Source organism: Microbulbifer maximicatervae (SeqCode), assembly GCF_052467615.1.
In genome coordinates, this window is record NZ_CP174319.1 from 828,263 (window position 1) to 850,444 (window position 22,182).

Annotated in this window: 22 protein-coding genes; 6 read left to right on the forward strand and 16 right to left on the reverse strand. The window is 46.8% G+C overall.

What is annotated here, in order from left to right:
* Positions 1 to 216: 216 nt before the first annotated feature.
* The 13 genes from ACJJIM_RS03750 to ACJJIM_RS03810 all read right to left on the reverse strand — a co-directional run bounded on the left by ACJJIM_RS03750 (position 217) and on the right by ACJJIM_RS03810 (position 9,057).
* Positions 217 to 855, reverse strand: coding sequence for a glutathione S-transferase family protein (locus tag ACJJIM_RS03750; protein ID WP_444912422.1), 639 nt, complete (start codon positions 853 to 855; stop codon positions 217 to 219).
* A gap of 779 nt (positions 856 to 1,634) precedes the next feature.
* Positions 1,635 to 2,405 carry an alpha/beta fold hydrolase gene (locus tag ACJJIM_RS03755; RefSeq protein WP_444912423.1) on the reverse strand — a complete coding sequence of 257 codons (771 nt, stop codon included), beginning with the start codon at positions 2,403 to 2,405 and terminating at the stop codon, positions 1,635 to 1,637.
* A gap of 806 nt (positions 2,406 to 3,211) precedes the next feature.
* A complete protein-coding gene (locus tag ACJJIM_RS03760; RefSeq protein WP_282931756.1) occupies positions 3,212 to 3,517 on the reverse strand; it encodes a hypothetical protein in 306 nt (101 codons plus the stop codon).
* Positions 3,514 to 3,978, reverse strand: a complete 465-nt coding sequence (locus ACJJIM_RS03765) for a hypothetical protein (protein WP_282931757.1) — start codon at positions 3,976 to 3,978, stop codon at positions 3,514 to 3,516. Before ACJJIM_RS03765 ends, ACJJIM_RS03760 begins: the two co-directional genes overlap by 4 nt.
* Before the next feature lie 537 nt (positions 3,979 to 4,515).
* Positions 4,516 to 4,761 (reverse strand): VF530 family protein, encoded by a 246-nt coding sequence (locus ACJJIM_RS03770; protein WP_282931758.1) that lies wholly within the window; start codon positions 4,759 to 4,761, stop codon positions 4,516 to 4,518.
* 127 nt (positions 4,762 to 4,888) lie between these two features.
* A complete protein-coding gene (locus tag ACJJIM_RS03775; protein WP_444912424.1) occupies positions 4,889 to 5,215 on the reverse strand; it encodes a hypothetical protein in 327 nt (108 codons plus the stop codon).
* Positions 5,216 to 5,325: 110 nt separating this feature from the next.
* Positions 5,326 to 5,661: a hypothetical protein gene (locus ACJJIM_RS03780; RefSeq protein ID WP_282931760.1), complete on the reverse strand. Its 336-nt coding sequence runs from the start codon at positions 5,659 to 5,661 to the stop codon at positions 5,326 to 5,328.
* A gap of 93 nt (positions 5,662 to 5,754) precedes the next feature.
* Entirely contained in the window at positions 5,755 to 6,135 is a 381-nt protein-coding gene (locus ACJJIM_RS03785; RefSeq protein ID WP_282931761.1) for a hypothetical protein, read from the reverse strand.
* Between the two features lie 88 nt (positions 6,136 to 6,223).
* The gene (locus ACJJIM_RS03790; RefSeq protein WP_444912425.1) at positions 6,224 to 6,655 is read right to left on the reverse strand and encodes an MAPEG family protein; all 432 of its coding nucleotides are present in this window, start codon (positions 6,653 to 6,655) and stop codon (positions 6,224 to 6,226) included.
* Between the two features lie 137 nt (positions 6,656 to 6,792).
* Positions 6,793 to 7,191: a hypothetical protein gene (locus ACJJIM_RS03795; RefSeq protein WP_444912426.1), complete on the reverse strand. Its 399-nt coding sequence runs from the start codon at positions 7,189 to 7,191 to the stop codon at positions 6,793 to 6,795.
* Between the two features lie 64 nt (positions 7,192 to 7,255).
* A complete protein-coding gene (locus ACJJIM_RS03800) occupies positions 7,256 to 7,621 on the reverse strand; it encodes a hypothetical protein (protein WP_444912427.1) in 366 nt (121 codons plus the stop codon).
* Between the two features lie 461 nt (positions 7,622 to 8,082).
* Positions 8,083 to 8,526 (reverse strand): hypothetical protein, encoded by a 444-nt coding sequence (locus ACJJIM_RS03805; protein ID WP_444912428.1) that lies wholly within the window; start codon positions 8,524 to 8,526, stop codon positions 8,083 to 8,085.
* 105 nt (positions 8,527 to 8,631) lie between these two features.
* Positions 8,632 to 9,057 carry a hypothetical protein gene (locus ACJJIM_RS03810; RefSeq protein WP_444912429.1) on the reverse strand — a complete coding sequence of 142 codons (426 nt, stop codon included), beginning with the start codon at positions 9,055 to 9,057 and terminating at the stop codon, positions 8,632 to 8,634.
* A 390-nt stretch (positions 9,058 to 9,447) separates the two neighbouring features.
* Here ACJJIM_RS03810 and ACJJIM_RS03815 point away from each other — a divergent pair, with 390 nt between their 5' ends.
* The gene (locus ACJJIM_RS03815) at positions 9,448 to 10,176 is read left to right on the forward strand and encodes a transposase (protein WP_444912430.1); all 729 of its coding nucleotides are present in this window, start codon (positions 9,448 to 9,450) and stop codon (positions 10,174 to 10,176) included.
* Positions 10,177 to 10,880: 704 nt separating this feature from the next.
* Here the strand turns inward: ACJJIM_RS03815 and ACJJIM_RS03820 are convergent.
* The 3 genes from ACJJIM_RS03820 to ACJJIM_RS03830 all read right to left on the reverse strand — a co-directional run bounded on the left by ACJJIM_RS03820 (position 10,881) and on the right by ACJJIM_RS03830 (position 14,997).
* The gene (locus ACJJIM_RS03820; RefSeq protein WP_444912431.1) at positions 10,881 to 12,335 is read right to left on the reverse strand and encodes a UvrD-helicase domain-containing protein; all 1,455 of its coding nucleotides are present in this window, start codon (positions 12,333 to 12,335) and stop codon (positions 10,881 to 10,883) included.
* The gene (locus ACJJIM_RS03825) at positions 12,332 to 14,041 is read right to left on the reverse strand and encodes an ATP-dependent nuclease (RefSeq protein WP_444912432.1); all 1,710 of its coding nucleotides are present in this window, start codon (positions 14,039 to 14,041) and stop codon (positions 12,332 to 12,334) included. Before ACJJIM_RS03825 ends, ACJJIM_RS03820 begins: the two co-directional genes overlap by 4 nt.
* A gap of 206 nt (positions 14,042 to 14,247) precedes the next feature.
* Positions 14,248 to 14,997, reverse strand: coding sequence for a hypothetical protein (locus tag ACJJIM_RS03830; RefSeq protein ID WP_444912433.1), 750 nt, complete (start codon positions 14,995 to 14,997; stop codon positions 14,248 to 14,250).
* Between the two features lie 702 nt (positions 14,998 to 15,699).
* On the opposite strand from ACJJIM_RS03830, the gene ACJJIM_RS03835 reads away from it, so the two are divergent.
* From ACJJIM_RS03835 to dnaE, 5 genes are all read left to right on the forward strand, one after another.
* Positions 15,700 to 17,166 (forward strand): AlkA N-terminal domain-containing protein, encoded by a 1,467-nt coding sequence (locus tag ACJJIM_RS03835; protein WP_444912434.1) that lies wholly within the window; start codon positions 15,700 to 15,702, stop codon positions 17,164 to 17,166.
* Complete coding sequence (locus ACJJIM_RS03840) at positions 17,163 to 17,684, forward strand: methylated-DNA--[protein]-cysteine S-methyltransferase (RefSeq protein WP_444912435.1); 522 nt, start codon at positions 17,163 to 17,165, stop codon at positions 17,682 to 17,684. The genes ACJJIM_RS03835 and ACJJIM_RS03840 overlap by 4 nt, the downstream gene beginning before the upstream one ends.
* Before the next feature lie 98 nt (positions 17,685 to 17,782).
* On the forward strand, positions 17,783 to 18,319 hold the full coding sequence (locus tag ACJJIM_RS03845; protein WP_444912436.1) for a gamma carbonic anhydrase family protein: 537 nt from the start codon (positions 17,783 to 17,785) through the stop codon (positions 18,317 to 18,319).
* Positions 18,312 to 18,527: a DUF1289 domain-containing protein gene (locus ACJJIM_RS03850; protein WP_108732299.1), complete on the forward strand. Its 216-nt coding sequence runs from the start codon at positions 18,312 to 18,314 to the stop codon at positions 18,525 to 18,527. Before ACJJIM_RS03845 ends, ACJJIM_RS03850 begins: the two co-directional genes overlap by 8 nt.
* 58 nt (positions 18,528 to 18,585) lie before the next feature.
* Positions 18,586 to 22,104, forward strand: a complete 3,519-nt coding sequence (gene dnaE, locus ACJJIM_RS03855; protein WP_444912437.1) for a DNA polymerase III subunit alpha — start codon at positions 18,586 to 18,588, stop codon at positions 22,102 to 22,104.
* Positions 22,105 to 22,182 lie beyond the last annotated feature (78 nt).

A 22,182-nucleotide genomic window follows, 5' to 3' on the forward strand; every position in this document is an offset into this window, starting at 1 on the left:
AGCGCCCCCTAATTGCTGGATGTAATCACTGGGTTAGTGTTGAACTCACCTACCAATATGCAATAGGTGTCCAATTTATGGGCGCTCAAGATTGTTCTAATTCAAATGAATCCCTACTCAACACTATCGTTGAGTAGAGATTCATTGCGGACCCGCACGATGGGTGTTATGGGTACAGGTAGCTAAAAACTACCGGCTACCTGATTTATAAAAAACTTACTCATAATCTGTAAGGCTTAATCCTTCTTTCTTGCAAACACTTACAACTGAATCACGCAGAGCTAGTTTTCGGAGATAGCGTGCTAAATTTTTAAACGATAAGGGAGGCCTCTTAAATTCATCTGACCAAACTGGTAGCATGAATAAGAAAAAATCACAGGCGCTAATAGATCGTCCAACTAAATAATCTTTACCCTCAAGCTCGTTATCAAGTAATTTCAGCATTTCTGTAATTCTTATTTCTTGAGCCTGAGTTATATTCTTAACGCCTCTTTCATCTGTAGTATGCTTTTGAGGATAAAAGTAGACCATCAATTCAGCTTGAACTGTATTAGTTAAATACATCATCCATTGAAAGAACAAAGCTCGATCAGGGGAGCCTATTTCAGGTATTAAGTTTGAGGATGGATTTGTTTCCGATAAATGAATGCAAATCGCAGCACTTTCAAATAATGGTTGTCCATTATCAATTAGTGTTGGAATTCTTCCAGATGGATTTAAGGCTAAATAATCCTGAGATTTTTGAGCATTACTTTTTCTATCTACTGTAATTAATTCGAAATCAGCTTTTAGCTCTTCAAGGATAAAGTGAGGAGCCATACTGGCATTTAAAGGATAATAATACAGATGGTACAACGAACTCTCCTTTCTAGGTTTGCTAAACGGCAGCCGGAACACAGTGTGGGCTGTCCGGTGGAGGGCGTGCCCTTCGCGGCAGGAACGAATTTCAGCAACTTGGTACGCCCAGCATGGGCGTGAACTAATGGGGTGAAAGTCCCCTGTAGGAAAATATGGGGTCCATTAAATGCTAACTACTAACGAATGGCAACTGTAACACCGTGAGATCTTGTGGGAACGAGTCTGATAGAAAAACAACGCGATGACGAACAGAAACATCTTAGAAGGCTTAGCCGAGTGATCTAACGGGTAGAGTCAATGATACAGTTGTGTAGTGAAAGTTCACGTTCTTATTGTTTAACTTGCTGCTGTGGAGCTGTCAACATGGCAACTGATTCAAAAATAGGCCAAACCCGATAGCGACCATCGCGGGGATAGAGAAAAGTGGTGGAACACGGCAGTGCTGCGGTCAGTAATGGCCAAGGTGATTAAACAGAAGTCAGAAGATGGCATAGTGGCTAAGTGCCAAGATCAATATCTTGGACACGGTGAAGGACTGAACCTAAATCCAAGAGTTAAAAGACAGGGCTAGCCTACCGATAGGTTTCCAGTCGGATAAGTTGAGGTGGCGCACTGCCATGACACTCAACTCACATGAAGAGCTACTCGACGCTGTCATTGGGTAAAGATTCATTACGGATAGGGAACCGCCCATTGCGGACCCGCACGATGGGTGGTGTGGGGGCCGGTAGCTAAAAACTACCGGCTACCCGATTTAACCGCGTGCCACAAAATATTTAAATATTATTTGTATCGTTTACGGTTTCTTCAAGCATCTCTGAAAATTCTTTGGGCTTGGCCCGATAAATCACATGATCACCATTAAATGTACGAATTGTCCATTTCCGCTCTACTGCCCGATGCCAAGAGGGATCTTTAGCTCTATCGGCTTTCGACACCCCCTCAGGAATAAAAGCTACATAAGTGACATTGAGTTTTTTGGCCAGAGGATTCTTATACGATACAGGTTCCGTAAGTGTTTTTAATGGCTGCGTAACATCTCGTGGAAATTCGGAATTAACATCAATCCATGAGAAGTGAACTTGACCATTTACCACTTTATGTTCCTCTGGTATTGTCTGCCCCTCCATCATTGACATGCCATCCTCAGGTACTTTCGCGTCTAAAAATGTAACATGATGAATTCGCTCTGGAATACGATCGATAACTCCGGTGATTACCATGCCACCATAGCTATGACCTACAAGTACCACATTTTTCAACTTCTCAAAAATAATCAGGTTAACGATATCGTTGATATGTGTGGTTAAGTTAACATCAGGAGTGGAAAGGTGATGCCTTTCACCTAACCCCGTCAGTGTTGGCCTGTAGACGGTATGACCTTTAGCGCTAAGGTGTTTACCAACCTCCTTCCAGTCCCACCCCCCGCCTGTAGCACCATGAACCAAAACAAAGGTGTGATAATCTTTTTTTGTATCAACTTCTTCAGCAACAGTTTCAAATGTCGCAAATATTAAGAATATTACTAATGAGAATATAGTTTTCAATGAAATTCCTCTTTTTGTATTCTTGATTTTCCACCTACAGGTAAAATTGCTAATAAAGCAGTTAATGCCTCAAACTGCAGCGCGAAGCGTCCGACACCTTGACCTGGTACGCCCGCCCAGCATGGGCGTGAACTAATGGGGTGAAAGCCCCTTATAGGAAGATCACCATTTAATGGGCTTCATTAAATGCTAACTACTAGCGAATGGCAACTGCAACACCGTGACTTTTGTGGGAAGGAAGCCGCTAGTAAGACTACGGACTGAAGAATATAAGTATCCTATAAGGCTTAGCCTGGAGGGGAGGTGGCCAAGGACACCGAAGCATTGTGATCTAATGTGTAGAGTAAATGATGCAGTTGTTTGGTGAAGTTCACGTTCTTATCTAGAGAGATCTGTTAAGCCTGCTGCTGTGAAGCTGTCAGTGTGGCCGCTAGTTCAAAAGTAGACCCAACCCGCTAGCCACCTTCGAGGGTATAGACAAAAAGCAGTGAAACACAGTAGCTCCTCAATCAGCATTGACCACGATGATTAAATAGAAGTTAGCTGACGGCATAGTAGCTAAGTGCCAAGATTAATACCTTGGACAGAGTTAAGGCCTGAACCTAAACTCTACGAGTTGAAAGAGTGGGCTAGCCTTCCAGTCGGATAAAGTTGAGGTAGGATACCGCCATTATGCTTAGCTCAAATGAAGAGCTGCTCGACACTATCGTTGGGTAGAGATTCATTACGGATAGGGAACCACTCATTGCGGACCCGCATGATGGGTGGTGTGGGAACCGGTAGCAAAAAACTACCGGTTATCCGATTTAAGATTGGTCCGTAGCTCTTTCCCATTCATCTGCATAGCCACTTGAGCGTAGATATGAACGTAGGGAGTTCATTATGTATTCGTTCCAAGCCTCAAGATCTTTATGGCCACAAACTAATCTTTCTTCCTCTATATCCTCTACAGATAAGTCAACCATAGACCAGAAGAATTTTGCTAAATGAAACGCCTCGTCTCTATCAGAAACCATACCTTTAGAAATTATAAGGCTTGTTTTTTGATCGTCGAGGACGTTTGCGTAGTGAAGAATAATATCTTTTTCTTCTTCGAACCTATATTTGATCATAGAGCGTCTTGTGCCTCCCTAATAACCGACATTCTGTCAGCAAGCCAAATGAGCTTTTGATGTAATTGGGCTGTGGTCATTTTTCGAGTGACCGTCAAGAAATAATGCTGTTTATCCCTCTCGTCAGCGATAAATTCAAGTCCTTCTGGTAAATCACATTTTTCTATTACCCAAAATACATCGACTGGACTACCTTTGGCATGTTTCTTTTTTAGTTTGTACTGATCCTTTAAGTGCTGCCAATGAGCCGAAAACGATAGCCCCATTTGAGAATGCGGTATAACCCATTGCTTACACTGTGAAAAAAGGTAATCTTTCTCTCGAATATTGTTGTATGTTTTACCTTGTTTATCATCCATATACAGAGTCGGATGCTCACCTCTTTGTGTTGGTCGTGCAAAAAAAGCATCATAACTTTTAATGTACTCTCGAATATCTTGAATTATCCGAAACTGTTCCATATTCACATTCCATGTCTAAAATCTTAACGTTGCCAGCACACGCAGTGTGCGATCGTACCTGTGTTTGGTACGCTCAGCATAGGTGTGGACTAATCGGGTAATAGCCTCCCTGTATGAGGGTCACCATTATATGGGTTTCATTAAATGCTAACTACTAGCGAATGGCAACTGCGACACCGTGAGGTCTTGTGGGGAGGGAGCCGCTAGCAAAACTACGAGCTGACGAACAGAAACATCATATAAGGCTTAGCCTGGAGGGGAGGCGGCCAAGGACACCGAAGCTGCGTGATCTAACGGGTAGGGTAAGTAATGCAGTTGTTTAGTGAAAGTTTACGTTCTTATCTGGGGAGATCTGTTTAACTTGCTGCCGTGAAGCTGTCAGCGTGGCCGCTGATTCATAAATAGGACCAGCTAGCCGCTATTGCGGATTGGCACGATGGGTAGCGTGGGAGCTGGTAGCTAAAACTACCGGCTACCCGATTTATGCGCCTGTCCCTGCCTTGTCACAGCGACATCTATGTAGTGACCAAATAGTGCTTATTTACGATTAGCCCACGGAGAGTTATTTTCAAAAGTTGAGATATACAGATCCTCGACTTTATCTCGTGCCCACTGGGTTTTGCGTAAAAACTTGAGCGAAGACTTAATTGATGGGTCGCTCTTAAAGCAATTGATATTGATCCTATCTGCCAAACCATCCCAGCCATAATGCTCCTGCAAACGTGTAACAACTTTCTCAAGAGTAATACCGTGTAGCGGATTATTTGGTTGATCTTTACTCATTTTTCAATTAATACTCTATGTTAAATGAGGTATAATGCCGTGAATATGGTCTGATGAAGTTGGCGCGTAATCGCAAATAAAATTAGGTGACAGGCTTGCCGGCCCTTTCCCTAAACTTGCTATGTGTTTAAAGCCCTTTAATAATTATAATTGATATACTAATAAATGTGGATATAAGTAATATAGTGATACATTGTTTGAATCTTTGATTACTTCGTTTTGTTAACTTTTGAGTAAAGGTGGTATCTGTTTCGATAGCATCTTTTAATAGAATATTTGAGCTAGATTGCAATAGTTCACCTATCTTTTCAGCTTCCTCTGGGCTCATTTCAGTCTTCGATGATATTTCAGATATCCTCTGGTGAATCGATGAGAGCTCATTGTATTCAGCCTTGTTGATTTTACCTGACTGAAATAACTCTTCCTGCTTTTCTCTCAGTGTAGTTACATCCACAATTCTTCCTTACACATAACGCCTTGCACCGGCACCGCTCTGTGCTAGCGTAGCGTACAGCACAAAGCGAACGGAGTATAGGTGGTGGGATGCAGCAACTTGTTAAAAGCTTACTGGGACCAGTAACCCAATATATGGTATTTGCCAGACTCTTCAGGTTTTAAACGAATGCCGAGAGCTCTAAAGCCAGGGCAGATAATAAGAGCATGATTGCTAGCGCTACCAGCACCTATTGGTTGTTTGGCATCACCTTCGAGAATGTTGAGGGTGCATAACGAGCTAATGCTTCGCCGCTTGTTGAATTCTGACTGTGTGCTGTTTCCGACGTGAACGAAGCTATCTGTATTCCCTGATTCTAATAGAGATCTGACCGCTATTGAAACTGCCTGATATGATAAGGCACTAGAAGATAGGGCAGTCAAAATTAATGCTGCGATTATTTTCATAACTTTTAACGCCTTATACACAGGCGAGTGGAACGACGTGTAGCGAGTCCATCCCGCATCCTTTGTGGGCGATTGTGCCACAATTTGTAAGTACTACTTAACAGCATTGATCTGAACTACCGTGACATTAGCAATGCGACCACCGCGCCACCAAGTCCCTTTTGTACCAATCTTAAGCCTTTTATGGTGATACTCACGGCGCTCTTCACTTAATATCCACATACTGGCAAAGCCTTCATTAGGAATATTACCTGGAGTAGTATCTCTTATGACTCTGCCATTTTCATCAAGAATCTCTGGCCAGATCATGTGTATACCTTCAACTTGCGGATCATCCCCGTCATAAAGAAAATCCACTCTCATTCCTTGTCCCGGCTTGGCATTTTTATTCTCTTCAGATAAGTCTATCTTGTACTTGACTACAAAATCCGGATTTCTTCCAGATCTTTCTTCATAAGGTATATGTACTTTCATATACGGTGCTAACACGAAGTTGTGGGGCGCCGTAGGCGTCCCTGGCAGTTTGCTGCCGAACGCCGACGTCTTGTTATGCCCACTGGTTTTATTGCATGAATGTGATTCGCACAGCGTTCACTGTTAAGGCCAATAATGGAATGTTTGATATAGCAAATATTAAAAACCTGATTTCAATTTTGTTGAAAGTTGCTTGAACAATACTATGAATTACTCGAATAGCGACATATGTCCATGCCAGAATAAAATTTATGCCATCTCCTGCGCCAAGGACTGCAAGCGATATTGCCAATGCATAGAAAATAGTTGGTTGCTCCATGAGATGATTATAATTATCAGCTTTCCAACGAACATGGGGAGGCAGGGTTGACATTTGCTCTCCGCGAGGAGCATTCGGATCAAGCTTTAATTTAGCTTTCTTCACTGCCGGCAATCGTGTTGCGTACATCCACAACCACATAACCATTGACCAAGCTATCAAGGCAATTACAGGCTGAATTATTTGGGCACTTTCAATCATTCATTGATTCCTTTTTTTGTTATTTACTGATGTTAGAGAGCTGAACGTGGGATAACGGCTACAAAAATGGGCTGTTGGAGCATCGCGTAGGCCATCCCGTGAAGGGCCAAAGTCCCGCAGTAATGTGTCTATGGTTGTTAAGCACTTATCTCATTGGCCTCCACCATGCTATGGCGAGGAGCTATGTCCCACAATGCCGGTAACGCTCCAAGAACAAAGCCACAAAATATCGTTTGAATTTGTACAGGCCAAAATGCAAGCTTCACTCCTACACCGTAAATTGCATATGAATTCAAGGTAACATCCAGCACCATAACTATGGCAGCGAAAATTAGGCCAGCTCGCAATTTAGCAATAAGCAAAACCACCACAAGGAGATCAATTACAGACAATGCAGTCCAGAATACATTAAAACCGAATGGCGCGAAGGTATATGGAAAAGGGCCACCATTTACGATATCTGCTACGTGATTAATGCATCCGATCATAAAGCATGCAGCAATTACATAAATATATATTTTTCTTAACTGTGGCACGATATTTCTCTGTATGCTTAACGTCCAGCAACGAACGGGAGCGATTGTTGCGGGTTGTTAGATATCACTGCTTTAAAGGATTTGGGTCTGTTGCTATGCACTGCCTTGATCCTTTTATCATGTATTGCTGATTCAAAAAGATACAGTGCTCGCCATCCATCGCCACGCTATGCCTGCCATCCTTCTCTCGATAAAGCACCATAATTGAAACGATATAGCCACCATCTGTTGCATAAGCATGAAACTTATAATCAATAGGTTGGTTTGTGCTCGCTACATTCTTTACATAATATTCCTGAGCGGCATCGAAGGCTAGGATTACTTTATCTGACGGTGTATAGTCTTTATGTGGGTACCATTTAGGGGGTGCAAATTCCGTGGCCATTGCTAGTGATGAAAATAAAACTATATAAAGTGCGATTACTCTCATTAGGTCCCTAACGACTGTATTAGGTGCGGGCAAACCAGCGGTTTGTCCACCCCTTGCCTATGCTTGTTATACGTTTTACCAAGCTTTATCACTAATTTCCTCACCTTTATCGGAGATATGAAGCCACGTATATGGATTGTACTGGTTTGTTCCGTGGGAACAAACAACTTTACAATGAAAGTGTTTATGTAGGTCGAGCGCACATTCTCGATCATTTCCCCATTTGGCACCACCTTCAAACACGAGAAAAAGGCACGAAAATTCCGTGAAATCATCTAGGTCAATGGTGACGGTTACAAAAACACGGTCATGGTGAAATTTGCCGTGATAGATATACAAATCGTCTTCGTGGTCTACTTGCTCTACAGATTCGAAGACTGAGGAGATCCAGCTCTGAATCTTATCTATATTAGTTTCTTTGATGTATACATTGATAGTCATACATGCACACACATAATGCTTTATCGCACGCGAGCATTTTTTCCGTCGCTTTGCCTGTTATTGTTATGTGGTTTCACTGCAAAGTACCAAAATACGAGTGACACAATCAAACCACCTCCTGCATACAACGCATATCCTGCTTCTTGTAATTGAGCAGGCATCTCATCAGCTAGGTATTGAATATATTGATAGCTAAGCGCGACAACTATTCCAGATAATGTATAGGCCAGCCAGGATGTAATATTCAGTTTTGAAAATACAAAATGAATAGGTAGCCCGACAAGCAAAACGAATACATATGATACAGCTATAGAGCCAATTGCAAACAAAGTTAGAACCAAAAGTCCTTCAAATGAGACCAAACTTTGCCCGTTGAAAAGTGAATCTACAAGTATCGAAACTATTAAGACTGAGGATGCAATAGGAGATAGCAGTACAGCTAGCAGGGTACGCTTATTGTTCATACTTAACCACATAACGCTTTTGTAAACGGCGAGTGGTGCAGGAGCGAGTCCTGCGGAACACCAAAGATGTGTGGCGTTGTTTGAAAAGCTTGTATGGTGACATGACTAGAACGCCTTATTAAGGGCTGGCAAGCACCTATTTTTTTGTAAAAACTTTTGGATTTCTTCAGCCTCAGCAAGAGCTGGCAAAGTTGAGTGACCATTGCCATATGTAACAAACCAAGCAAAAGAAAGACCTTGTTTATATTTTTGCCACATAATCTGTTGGAAGTAACAATTGCGGGTTTTCCCATTTTGCTTTGCACCCAAGCGCTTTGCAATACCTTGCGGCCTGAAAAGCCCCGCTTGTGTTAACGTCCCAGCTTTGCCAATATAAATTGGATTACCTTTGCAACCATGGCCAGCAAAAATTAAATATATTCCCGGTCTGTTGGGCACTTTATTTAAACGGATATACTTTGTTACGTTTTCTTTTGTAGGCAAGTCAAAACTTCCGTTTTCCGAAAATTTTGTACGAAGTTTCGCTAGCATGATTGTCACCATAACGTATGGCCCCGGGGCTGCATGGAGCGTAGTGTAATGCTGCCCCTAGCAGCTTCTTGGTACCCCCAGCATGGGCGTGAACTAATGGGGTTAAAGTCCCCTGTAGGGAAATCACCATTTAATGGGCTCCATTAAATGCTAACTACTAGCGAATGGCAACTGCAACACCGTGAAGTATTGTGGGGAGGAAGCCACTAGCAAAACTACGAGCTGACGAATAGAAACATCATATAAGTCTTAGCCTGGAGGCGAGGTGGCCTAGTAAGAGTTGATCTAAACACCTACCAAACAGAAGGTATAAGCCGCCAACTCTATTGACAAAGGGTGGAAACACAAGAAAATACTGGATTTTCATCCAGGTTAATGTGTGTTCAGCTGATGACTCTACCTCGAAGCAGTCAGATATCTCTTGATGCAACCCCTTATTACCACTGCGTATCCCGCTGTGTGCGGCGAGCATTCCTTTGTGGTCGGGATAGTGAATCTGGGAGAGATTACGAACATCGGCGCGAATGGATTGAAAATCGTATACAGCAATTGGCCGGGGTTTTTGCGCTGGATATTGCTGCTTTTGCGGTTATGAGCAATCACTACCATGTAGTACTCTACATCGACAAAAAAGCTTTTGATAAGTGGTCTCTTACAGAGGTAATTACCCGTTGGGAGAAGCTGTTTCGGGCTCCCTCTCTGGCTCTACGCTATCTCAAAGGCGATACCCTCGATCACTGTGAGCTGGAAAAGCTAAGAGAAGTCACCGCAATATGGAGGGAACGCTTAATAGATATCAGTTGGTTTATGCGCTGTTTAAACGAGTCTATTGCTCGACAAGCCAATGCTGAAGACAAGTGTACAGGCCGTTTTTGGGAGGGGCGATTTAAGTCCCAGGCTTTGTTGGATGAAAAAGCCCTCGCCGCTTGCATGGCCTATGTAGACCTAAACCCTATCCGCGCTAATATTGCCAAAACGCTTGAAGACTCTGATTACACCTCTATTCAACTGCGTATTCGCTCTGCAATCACCGCTGAGCAACCCAAAAGTTTACTGCCGTTTGTGGGAGATGAGCGCTTAAATATGCCAAAAGGTTTACCTTTTCAGCTGGGCCATTAATTGGAGTTGGTGGATTGGAGCGGTCGGCATCTAGATCCCAGAAAGCGCGGCACTATCACTGAGAATACCCCTCCCATACTTGAACGCTTGGGTATTTCACCTGAGCACTGGCTTTACCTCAACCGAAATTTTGAAAGCCGATTTAAGGGTTTGGTAGGGGCGGTTGAAGCAGTACGGAAAGCCTGTAACTTATTGAATAAACGCTGGGCTCAAGGTGTGCTTGATTGCCAGAAGTTTCTCTCTTACCCCTCATCTCAACTAAATTGAATCATTTTTTATCCCACCGATCGATACCTGTTCGCCCTGTGTGCTGAAAGCTCTGCACGCCACAAATAGACAAAATACTCCGTACATTCGTGTTTCTATGCCCCTCTGGTGAGTATGGATTTTTACTCCGCCGATTTCTTCCTCTCCCATGATTCATGGGTGTCCTATTTGTGCAGTAATCTCGTTTATCAATTAGAAAGGCGGCGTTGGCAAAACAATGATTGCTATTAATGTCGCTGACTGCGCTTCGCTAAAGTGCTGCTTGTCGGTGCCGACAAACAGGGCTCAAGCACGGCATGGGCATGGCTAAGCAAAGCAGAATTAGACACCCACCGAACAAAAAGCATAAGCCGCCAACCCTGTTGGGTATGATTCATGGGTGTCCTATTTGTGCTTATTTGTGCTCATGGATGTCCTATTTCTCGCTTTAGTTGATATTACGCTTCCTCTAATTTCTCTTCGGTTTCTTGGTTTGAAAGATTTGGGTTTAGCTCTTCAAACCCAATAGATTTAAGGCGCTGAACAATGTCATCGTGCTTATATTTATTGCCAAGCAAATCCATGTCTACTGCGACAACAAGCTCTGACTCAGCTCTCGTTAATGCGACATAAACCATATTCCAAGTCTTATTGAACTTGGTTACACCATCCTGCATTAAGCACTTGAAAATCACTGGCGTTAGGACTAAGACACACACCTTAGACTCTAAGCCCTTAGTTCGTTGGATGCTGCTTATTGCGTACTTGGCCGAATTGTCCCTGGATGAACTGTATTGCTCAGCTGATCGGCATAGTTTTTTGAACAGCTCTTTGTTATACGGAATCTCCAGTTCACCAAGAAATTTACGTATGGATTTGTTGTTGTCATTCTTGGATAACAGGGAGGCAAAGAAACGCTGTAATGAGTATATGACCACGCCCTCTTCATATTTGGGAAACTTCACTGTAAGTAGCTCTTCTACCTCTGGGTCAAACTCGGGTAGTGATCCTGCTTGTTTGGTTGAGTAATTACCTTCTTTTCTGAAGATGCTAACTAAGCTTCCATTCTCAATGTGGAAGCTGAGCACTTCGTCGTAATGGTCATCTTCTGATGTGATGTATGTTAGGCGTCCTTCAACTTCAGACAAGCTTTCCTGCTCTTGGCCTTTGGGGCAGAAGGTGTTTGATAGGTCGAGAATTTTCTGTGGGACTCTGCGGGAAGTCGTTATATTTTCCAGCACTTTGACTTTTTCGTTAGATTTGTTCTCAGCTAACCAGGCTTTGAAAGCGTTTGGGTAATCTATTGCTTGTTTGGGATCGCCTACCATGTAGATGTCAACAGAATATTCTCCAATTTTCTGAAATGCCTTGAGTGCTGTGTCATCAAGATCTTGGGTCTCGTCGAGGAAAATCTTATCAATCGCACTACTTATCAGCTTGTGAATTTTCCTGACTTTAGACTTCTTTTTCTGGCTGTTGTGTTTTGAGTAGTTTTCATCGACAACTCTCCACGCTGCGGCATAGGTTTCATCGACGTGTATCACCCCAATTCTCTTTAGTCTTGAAATAGTGCTCTTGGCTTCTCTTTGTTTTTTCGCAACTGACTTGCCAGGAGGAAAGTTTGAGAATGTTTTGCACCGTGAAGATGTAGTGTGTACTTCATTTAGGACGAAAGGAGAGTAAGGGTAAATGATCTCATTCAATAGAAACGTATGAACTGTGCAAACTACGATATTTTCTGGTAAGTATCCAAGTTGCTTGATGATCGCTTCTGAGATGTTCTTCGCGGCACTGTTGGTATAAGTGATGGCAAAGATCTTTTTATACGACGCTGGATCGTAGTGTGCGATGATCTTCTCAGCAAGGCCATAAGTCTTACCTGCGCCAGCTCCGGCTATTTGAACTTCAATCATTTCATGAAATCCAAGGCTTCTTGAATGTGCTTGGGTAACGTGATCGGATCTTTGTTCTCATTATCTAGGATGGAATCTGCTATCTTGAGCATCCTTTCAGCTTTACTTTTCTTTAGGAACTCAGCCATTTCGTCAGAGGTTTTGTACTTCTTATTGAACAATGTATTTAAGCGACCAAGGTTTCCATCTGTCTCTGCAAGGTCATCTTCGAGCGTATACTTGGTGGTGGTTCTTACTCGAATATTGCCGTTATCGGTATCGTATTTTTGATGTTTGTCTTTGGTCGAGTCATTGTCATCGTAATCGCGAATGATACTTAGCTTCTTCTTGGTATTGCCCTTATTGACTTGCAGCCAGACGTCCATAAATGTTGTAAAGCCGGTTTGCTCGATGGAGATCACTTCTAGGCTGTTGACGTTATCGTTGTCACGATAGAGGATGGCGTTGATTAGCATTTCCTCGGTAGTGCCTTCAACGAGGACGGTCTTGTTGCTCAACAATAGTTTTAAAATGTCGAAGTTTGGTCTTTTACGAAGGTAGTTGGTTAGACGCTTCTTACTATCAGTTAGTTGGATGGCATCATTACCTGACAGAACGATTACATTAGTAAGTTCCAGCTTGTTGATGACCTGTGGGCTGTGGGAGCTTATTAGTGTTTGAAGAGAAGAGTCACCTTTTTGAGTGCTTTTATAGATGAAGTCGGTTGCGAAGCGCAGGTTATTTACGCTCAGATGTGCTTCAGGCTCTTCGATGCAGCAAAGGTTGAGAGCATTCTTGTTGCCCTTGAAGAACTCAAATAACAGGTAGATGTATACGAGGTTACGATATCCAAGGCCACGTTGATATAAGTAACTTTCACCAGACTTCAAGGTGATGTTGGATAGGATGCTCTTTAAATTTGGTAGGTTGGGGATACATTCAAGCCTGTCGACAATCTCGTCGAAGAAATTCTCGAAGTCTGGATCAGGTGTAACAATCTTATTGAATGTCTCGGTGCTTTCGATTGCATCAAAGAAAGAGGTGTACGCACTGTTAATCTTGGCTTTATCGGAATCCTCGAGAGAGGAAATCAGCATTTTGGTCAGAATGTCGTTTGATTTCTGAGCATTACTTTCGGCAAAGTCGTCACGCTCAGCGTTTATCGAATTGATGGCTATAAGACTTAGATCAGAATAGCTAACTTTTAACCCATTATTGCTTTGCGTTACGTCGTAGTCGTACAGCTCTATAGGTAGATTGAACCAGCGTGTATCTTTGATGCTCTCGATGCCCTCGAGTAAGTCCTTGGCGGTCTTGACAAATTGGTCTGCATCTTTGGGCCTGAAATCGTAGCGAATCTTATAGCTTTCGTCGGCTTCTCCACCGATTATCCACTTACCAATAACGCCTTCTTCAATAAAGTCCTTTGGCTCAGTGAACTCGACCTCAACCCTAACCTTTGGAATCAAAGCTTTGATCTCATCATCTTCGTTGCCATTGATGATAGCTTGGTAAAAGTCTTTGATTGCTTCACGGTTGATATCCGAAACTGAGAGACGTTTCTTATTAAAACTAATGTCGTTGCTGTTAAGTGGTAAGGCTAACGCGTCGAATAGGTTGGTTTTGCCTGCTTCGTTTTCACCGATTATTAGACTGAGAGGTGAAAGTTGGATCTCGAAGTTTTTGAAGGCTCGATAGTTTTCAATTTCGACCGTACGAATGTACATTTATACTCCATGTAGTTATTGTATGTGATCATGCTCACAAAGTTAACACTAAACAATGCAGGCTAAAACAAACTTAAATGCATAAAAAGTCTTTATGTAGCCTCTTTGACTTGAGAATCATTCGCAAATCATTAGAGTCAGAGTCATCGTGAGCCTGAGACCGCTTTGGGTCGAAAGCGGACTTACTACGCCTACCGTATAACGTCTCAAGAGCCGGCAGCGGCTTTATCGTTGTTTGTGTTACTTGACTTGTTAGCTTCATTACTCTTTGTCAACTGTCCCCAAAATGACTCTTGACCGGACAACTTATATTTAAGCTCTTTTATTTCAGATAGCGATTTAATTAGTACTTCAGAGCTATTTTTGTCCCATAAAAAAATGTATGAACCTGCAACTCCAAGATTCTGGTAACTTTTGCCTTGATTAATTATAACAGTCTTACTCTCACTGGTTTTAGCTGAAACACCTGATAAGTTACCCCAGCCGAAAGCAAAAATAGGAATCTGTATGATGAATGTCACTATCATAGTTCGAAATGAATGATTGGTGATTACATGGTCAAGAATGGTAACTCTAGAAGCAAATGCTCCAATAAATGGAGTCAAAATGCAGGTGGATAAAAACCAGCGTGTGGGGTGACTAGTAAATAGCGCAATATACAATGCAAGAATAAGAACTATAGAGAAAATTATTTTTTTATGCTTGTTAAAAAATTTACCTTTCGATGTGCCTGCACCTGCGCCAGGCTCTAGAATCTCTCCTGTATAAAAATGAAAGATAAGCCCAGAGATAACAAAGAATGAACCATAGTAGGCTAGCTGATAAATAGACACTTTAAGGATGTCTGTTAAATTGACGTATTCGAAGATGTTTATTCTAAACACACTCCAGTATCCAAGAAGATAGAGCACAGATACTATGACTGCATATGGTGCGATTAAAGATAATTTATTCATATATCTTCTTCTGTGTAAGAATCTAACATTTATATAGTGCTCATTCTGATCACTATTATCCTGATTACTACCCTGGAATCAATCTTACGCCTTGCCTTAAAAATTCTATTCAAATTAAAAGCTTGCTTACTTTTATATTAATCGTGACAGATGTGAAAAAAGATCACTTTGATTACATATCTCAAATATAGACTCACCTTGTAACCAATTATATTTCAACAAATTTTCGCCTATTAAAGCCGTTCTGAAAAAATAACAGTCAAACTGATCAAAAATATCTCTGTACAACTTTTTATTACCCGCTGGGGCTAACACATATAGAGCTGGTGTTGAGCAAAGCAACGGCTTGGCTGTTTGCAAAGCTAAAGAATCGCTGGATGTTTTCGTAGTGCCTCTGGCTTACAGAGCGATTCAACTCCGCATTGCGACTTTCTTAACGGCCTAGGCATTTCTGCGTAGCTGCACCTTGACCGTAATTCTGTAAGCCAGAGGCATCAACGAGTTGTTCAGAGGTTCCTTAGGTGCGACTTCTCAACCGAGGTGTTCTTAGAGAGATATTTAAAGAGAGCCCAATTGGCTGCTCTCCCTCTGGGCCCCACCTTCCTGACTTATAAGTCTACAGTCCAAAATGGTCAGTTCCGTTTATGACTAGTTCCGATACCGTCCAATCCATACACTGGTAGTCAGAAACGAGAGAGACTTATGAAGATTGATGCAGCAGTTTGCTCCAGTGCGCGATTGGCCCGAGACCGACGCTTTGATGGGCGCTTCTATACAGCAGTGAAAACAACCGGCATTTTCTGCCGCCCGATCTGTCCCGCTCGGCCACCACTGGAGCGCAATGTCACTTATTTTGAGACTGCGGCGGAGGCGGCCAATGCGGGCTTTAGGCCCTGTCTGCGCTGTCGCCCCGATTCTGCGCCGGGCAGTCCAGCTTGGGGATTGGTGTCGACCACCGTGCAGCGCGCTTTAAAGCTGATGCACAGTGAGCGCGAGCCTCAATCCGTGGAGCGACTGGCAGAGCGTCTCGGGGTCAGCAGCCGCTATTTGCGTCGTCTGTTCTCTGAGCACCTGGGGGTAAGCCCCTTGGCGGTTTGGCAAACTGAGCGGGCACTGTTTGCTTTTCGTTTACTGCGGGATACGGACCTGCCTATTGCTGAAATCGCCTACGAGTCTGGTTTTAACAGCCTGAGACGCTTTAACGGCGTATTCAAACAGATCTATCAACGCACCCCATCCGAGGTGCGCAGGGAGGGGCATGCAGAACGCGCGGAGAAGGCGAGTGCGACTCGGGTGCGGTTGTACCTGGATTACCGCCCGCCGTTAGATTGGCAACAACTCCTGGCTTTCTTGGGAACTCGCGCTTTGGCCGGGGTAGAGCAGGTGGAGGGGGAGGTCTATTCACGCAGTTTCGAGCTGGATGCCTGTCGCGGCGTGATGGAGGTTTCCCACGATCCGGAACGCAATCGCCTGGTAGTGGAGATATTTGGCCAGGAAGGTGGGGCAGGGTTATATCTGCTGAACCAGCGCCTGCGCCGGTTGTTTGATCTGGATGCGGATATTGAAGAGATCCAGACGGTATTAAATGAAGATCCACTGCTGGCGGATCAGTTGGCGAAGAATCCGGGCCTGCGCTTGCCCGGTGCCTGGGACCCATTCGAATATGCACTGCGGGCGATTCTCGGTCAGCAGATCAGTGTCGCGGCGGCGACCACTATTGCCGGACGTATCGTGGCCCGCTACGGGGAGTCGTTTGTGGACGATGCTGGCAGAGAGCGGTTTTTATTCCCAACGGCGGAGCGTCTCGCTGAGGCGGACTTTGCCGATCTGGGCTTGACCCGGGCTCGGGTGAAAACCCTACAGGAGTTTGTCGCCGCAACTTTGGATGGCCGTGTGAGTTTTGCCGATCAGTCCCTGGAGGACTGGTGCAGCCAAGCAACGGCACTGCCGGGTATTGGCGATTGGACGGCGCATTATATTGCTATGCGGGGCCTGTCGATGCCGGATGCTTTCCCCGCGTCGGATTTGGGTATTCTGCAAGCCTTGGGCAGTGATGGTGAAAAGGCAAAACCCAAGCAGGCCCTGGAGCGGGCAGAGCAGTGGCGGCCCTGGCGGGCATATGGAGCCATTTTGTTGTGGCAGTCCCTGAAATCTGGAGAGAAAAAATGATTGTCTATGAGAGTTACACCACGGAATTGGGGGATGTTGCCATCGCGGCCTGCGAGCAAGAGGGAGAGGGTCTCTCCCGAGGTATAGTTGCACTCCAGTTTTATGACGATGAACGACCATTGCGTTTGGGGGCCGGTTGGCAGCGGGGCGCCTCGGAGCTGACAGATTTGGCCGCCCAGCAGTTGCGGGAATATATCGCTGGCCAGCGCAAAAGCTTTGATTTGCCTCTGGCGCCAAAGGGTACTGAATTTCAGTGCCGAGTTTGGGATGCGCTGTTGCAAATTCCCTTTGGCGAAACCCGCAGTTACAGCCAGCAAGCCCAGTGGTTGGATCAGCCACGGGCTATTCGCGCGGTAGCGCGGGCCAATGGTGCGAACCCGATTGCCATCGTTATTCCCTGCCACCGTGTAATCGGAGCCAATGGCAGCCTTACCGGCTATGCCGGCGGCCTGTCTTTGAAAGCGCGCTTGCTCACTCTTGAGGGTGCCAACTTTGTCCAGCAGGGCGAGTTACTCTAGCCGGTAATATTGGGAAAAGCGCAATCATCTCTCCCTAGCCACGGCCTCTTTGGCGCGAGATAATAAGCGGTTCATAATCATATCGAGCCGGAGGCCAAATGCTGTACAGATTGGGGGATAAACAGCCACAACTGGAAGGTGAGGGCCACTATATTGCGCCCGGTGCCCATGTGATTGGAGATGTGCGTATGCTCGCGCACAGCTCCGTATGGTTTAACGCGGTAGTGCGCGGCGACTGTGCGCCGATCACTATCGGTGAATACAGCAACGTACAGGATGGCTCGGTACTGCATGCCGATGTGGGTGTGCCATTAACCATCGGTACCGGTGTCACCGTAGGCCATAAAGTGATGCTTCACGGCTGTGCCATTGGTGATTACAGCCTGATTGGTATCAATGCCGTGATCTTAAACCGGGCCAAAATCGGCAAGTGCTGTATCATTGGCGCCAATGCGCTGGTGACCGAGGGCACAGAAATCCCCGATTACTCTATGGTGCTGGGCTCTCCCGGCAAGGTAGTAAAATCTCTCGATCCCGCCACCTACGAGCTGCTCAAAGCCAGCAGCGATCACTATGCGGCCAACGGCAAACATTTCGCCAGTGAACTGGTCCCGCTTGAGGCTAAAGATGTCTGAACAACCGGTAAAAACCGTGGAGCCGAAAGAGCGCCCGGTGAAATCCCCCTGTATCTCCGTATGTGCCCTGAATGAGCAGGACCTGTGCGAGGGCTGTTTTCGCAGTGGTAACGAAATCAGCCGCTGGGGCTCCATGAACAATGATGAGCGCCGTGCAGTGTTAAAGCTCTGCACTGAGCGCGCGCGGCAAATGGGCCGAATCTGGTAAACAATCGATAGCGCTTTGTCGGGGCCGGGCCTCGCAGGGCCCGGAACTAAATGCGACTATGACCCAACCCTTTGTCCACCTAAGAATTCACTCAGAATTTTCCCTGATCGATGGCCTGGTAAGAATCAAGCCGGCCATCGCCCGCGCCCAGGAGTTGGAAATGCCAGCCCTGGCGATTACCGACCAGTGCAATCTCTACGGGCAGATTAAATTCTACCGGGCCTGTTTGGGCTCCGGTATCAAGCCGATTACCGCAGCGGATTTTTGGCTTAGCGAAGGCGGCGAGGGCAAGCCTACGCTGATCACTCTCTATGCGATGAACGCCGATGGTTACCGCAATATTACCGAGCTGATTTCCCGCGCCTGGATGGAGGGCCAGTACCACGGTAACGCCTATATCAAACGCGAATGGGTTAAGGAGTACAGCGAAGGGGTGCTGATGCTGTCCGGTGCCAAGTACGGCGATGTGGGCCGTGCCCTGGTGGCGGGGCGCCGCGCTCAGGCGGAGGAGCTGGCACGGGAGTGGGCGGAGTTATTCCCCGGCCGCTACTACCTGGAGTTACAGCGCACCGGGCGCGCCGGCGATGAGGACTACCTGCACTCGGCGGTGAAGTTGGCCCAGAACCTGAACTTGCCAGTGGTCGCGACTAACGATGTGCGCTTTATGGACGAGAGCGAGTTCGAGGCCCACGAGGTGCGCGTCTGTATTCACGAAGGCCGCGCTCTCGATGATCCCCGCCGCGAACGCCGCTATTCCGCGCAGCAGTATTTCCGCACACCGGAAGAAATGTGGGAGCTGTTTAGCGATATCCCCGAAGCCCTGGAAAACACTGTGGAGATCGCCAAGCGCTGCACCGCACCGATCCAGCTGGGTAAATACTTCCTGCCGGAATACCCGATTCCCGAGGGCATGACCGAAGACCAGTTCTTCGAAAAGGTCTCCTACGAAGGTATGGAGCGGCGCCTCGCCACCATCCTCGACAAGTCCGCTGCGGACTATGCCGAGCGCCGCCAGATCTACGAAGACCGCCTGCGCTTTGAGCTGGATATCATTATCCAGATGGGATTCCCCGGTTACTTCCTGATCGTAATGGACTTTATCCAGTGGGCCAAAGACCACGATATCCCGGTGGGCCCGGGGCGGGGTTCCGGTGCCGGTTCCCTGGTGGCCTACTCGCTGGACATTACCGATCTGGACCCGCTGCAATACGATCTGCTGTTCGAACGATTCCTGAACCCGGAGCGGGTTTCGATGCCCGACTTCGATATCGACTTCTGTATGGAGAAGCGCGACCGGGTAATTGGCTACGTTGCGGACAACTATGGCCGCCAGGCGGTGAGCCAGATTATTACCTTCGGAACCATGGCCGCGAAGGCGGTGGTGCGGGACGTGGCGCGGGTACAGGGCAAGTCCTACGGCCTCGCCGACAAGCTGTCCAAAATGATTCCCCCCGATGTGGGCATGACCCTGCAAAAGGCCTTCGATCAGGAAGAGATCCTGCGGGAATTCCTCGATCACGACGATGAAGGCCAGGAAATCTGGGAGATGGCCCTGCAACTCGAAGGGGTCTCCCGCAACGTGGGCAAGCACGCCGGTGGTGTGGTTATCGCCCCCACCAAGCTCACCGACTTTGCGCCGCTCTACTGTGACGAGACCGGTGCGGGTCTGGTAACCCAGTTCGATAAAAACGATGTGGAAGATGCTGGCCTGGTGAAGTTCGATTTCCTCGGCCTGCGGACGCTGACCATCATCGACTGGGCCAAGCGCATGGTGGACGAGACCCGTGCGCGCGTGGGTGAGGAGCCCCTGGATATTGCCGCGCTGCCGCTGGACGATGAAGAAACCTTCAAAATGCTCAAGCGGGCAGAGACCACGGCGGTATTCCAGCTGGAATCCCGGGGTATGAAGGACCTGATCAAGCGCCTACAGCCGGACAACCTGGAAGATATGATCGCCCTGGTGGCCCTGTTCCGTCCGGGTCCGCTGCAATCGGGCATGGTTGATGACTTTATTAACCGTAAGCACGGTCGCGCCCAGGTGGCCTACCCGGATGCCAAATACCAGCACGAAAAACTGCAACCGATCCTGGAGCCCACTTACGGGGTTATTGTTTACCAGGAACAGGTTATGCAGATCGCCCAGGAGTTGGCGGGCTATACCCTCGGTGGCGCCGACCTGTTGCGCCGGGCGATGGGTAAAAAGAAACCGGAGGAAATGGCCAAACAGAGGGCCACTTTTGAAAACGGGGCAAAAGAGCAAGGAATTGACCCCGAACTTGCGATTAAGATCTTCGACCTGGTAGAGAAGTTCGCAGGCTATGGTTTTAACAAATCGCACTCTGCGGCTTATGCTCTGGTGTCATACCAGACCGCTTGGCTAAAAGCGCACTATCCCGCCCAGTTTATGGCGGCGACCATGTCTTCGGATATGGATAAGACCGATAAGGTGGTGACCTTTATCGAAGAGTGCCGAGCCATGGAGCTGGTGCTGGTGCCGCCGGATGTAAATCTGGGCAGCTTCCAGTTCTCGGTGGATATCGACAACCGCATTATCTACGGTCTCGGTGCGATTAAGGGCCTGGGTGAAGGTCCGATTGAAAATATTATTGCGGCACGGGAAGAGGGCGGTCCTTTTACCGACTTGTTTGATTTCTGCTCGCGGGTTGACCCTCGCAAGGTGAACAAGCGCGCGCTGGAGGCACTGGTGCGCTCCGGAGCACTGGACAGCATAGGCCCGGATACCAATGGTGCCGACGGCTTGGATTATTCCCGTGCAGTGCTGTTTAACGCGCTGGATGAAGCGGTAAAAGCGGCGGAACAGCAAAAGGCCAATGCCAATGCGGGCATGATGGACCTGTTTGGCGAAGTGGTGCCCCAGGCATCCGAAGGTGATGTGTACGAGGATTTCCGCCGCACACGCTGCTGGAGTATTCGCGAGCGCCTGGAAGGTGAAAAGAATACCCTGGGTCTGTATCTCACCGGGCACCCGATTGACGAGTATGCCGGTGAGTTACAACACCTGGTGAAGGCGCGAATCGCCGATTTGAAACCCGGCCGGGAATCGCAAAAAGTTGCGGGTCTGGTTGTGGCGATGCGGGTAATGAAAACAAAACGCGGTGATTCCATGGCTATTGTTACCCTGGATGACCGCAGTGGCCGTATTGAAGCGGCCATGTTCAGCGAGGCCTTTGGCGAACATCGAGACAAGTTGGCCAAGGATGCTCTGCTGGTATTGGATGGACCGGTTGCCACTGACGATTACAGCGGCGGCCTGAAGATGACAGTAAATAGCGTTTCCACGCTCGATGAGTTGCGCCAGAGCCGGGTGACCGGGGTGCGCTTGCGGGTGGATAGCGGCAGTGTGGCACCGGGGTTGGCTAAGCGGTTGGCCGCTTGCCTGCAACCCTATACCGGTGGTCAGTGCGGGGTCAGCCTTGAGGTTTCCCGCCACGATGCCCGGGGCTTGTACCGACTGCCGCCGCAGTGGAACGTAGAACCAAACGACCAGATGGTCCAGTCCCTCAGGGAACTGTTGGGACGTGAGCAGGTGGCGCTTCAATACGCACAACGGCGTTAAAATCTACCGGGCTCGACTGGCTGGTTCTGTACAGTTAAGCTATGCCGCTGTGATAGCCCGGTGGTAACAAAAAGAGTT

Coding starts and splice junctions, on each gene's coding strand:
- ACJJIM_RS03760 (WP_282931756.1), bottom strand. CDS start 3,517: ATGATCAAATATAGGTTCGAAGAAGAAAAAGATATTATTCTTCACTAC.
- ACJJIM_RS03765 (WP_282931757.1), bottom strand. CDS start 3,978: ATGGAACAGTTTCGGATAATTCAAGATATTCGAGAGTACATTAAAAGT.
- ACJJIM_RS03770 (WP_282931758.1), bottom strand. CDS start 4,761: ATGAGTAAAGATCAACCAAATAATCCGCTACACGGTATTACTCTTGAG.
- ACJJIM_RS03780 (WP_282931760.1), bottom strand. CDS start 5,661: ATGAAAATAATCGCAGCATTAATTTTGACTGCCCTATCTTCTAGTGCC.
- ACJJIM_RS03785 (WP_282931761.1), bottom strand. CDS start 6,135: ATGAAAGTACATATACCTTATGAAGAAAGATCTGGAAGAAATCCGGAT.
- ACJJIM_RS03790 (WP_444912425.1), bottom strand. CDS start 6,655: ATGATTGAAAGTGCCCAAATAATTCAGCCTGTAATTGCCTTGATAGCT.
- ACJJIM_RS03800 (WP_444912427.1), bottom strand. CDS start 7,621: ATGAGAGTAATCGCACTTTATATAGTTTTATTTTCATCACTAGCAATG.
- ACJJIM_RS03805 (WP_444912428.1), bottom strand. CDS start 8,526: ATGAACAATAAGCGTACCCTGCTAGCTGTACTGCTATCTCCTATTGCA.
- ACJJIM_RS03810 (WP_444912429.1), bottom strand. CDS start 9,057: ATGCTAGCGAAACTTCGTACAAAATTTTCGGAAAACGGAAGTTTTGAC.
- ACJJIM_RS03815 (WP_444912430.1), top strand. CDS start 9,448: ATGACTCTACCTCGAAGCAGTCAGATATCTCTTGATGCAACCCCTTAT.
- ACJJIM_RS03820 (WP_444912431.1), bottom strand. CDS start 12,335: ATGATTGAAGTTCAAATAGCCGGAGCTGGCGCAGGTAAGACTTATGGC.
- ACJJIM_RS03825 (WP_444912432.1), bottom strand. CDS start 14,041: ATGTACATTCGTACGGTCGAAATTGAAAACTATCGAGCCTTCAAAAAC.
- ACJJIM_RS03830 (WP_444912433.1), bottom strand. CDS start 14,997: ATGAATAAATTATCTTTAATCGCACCATATGCAGTCATAGTATCTGTG.
- ACJJIM_RS03835 (WP_444912434.1), top strand. CDS start 15,700: ATGAAGATTGATGCAGCAGTTTGCTCCAGTGCGCGATTGGCCCGAGAC.
- ACJJIM_RS03840 (WP_444912435.1), top strand. CDS start 17,163: ATGATTGTCTATGAGAGTTACACCACGGAATTGGGGGATGTTGCCATC.
- ACJJIM_RS03845 (WP_444912436.1), top strand. CDS start 17,783: ATGCTGTACAGATTGGGGGATAAACAGCCACAACTGGAAGGTGAGGGC.
- ACJJIM_RS03850 (WP_108732299.1), top strand. CDS start 18,312: ATGTCTGAACAACCGGTAAAAACCGTGGAGCCGAAAGAGCGCCCGGTG.
- dnaE (WP_444912437.1), top strand. CDS start 18,586: ATGACCCAACCCTTTGTCCACCTAAGAATTCACTCAGAATTTTCCCTG.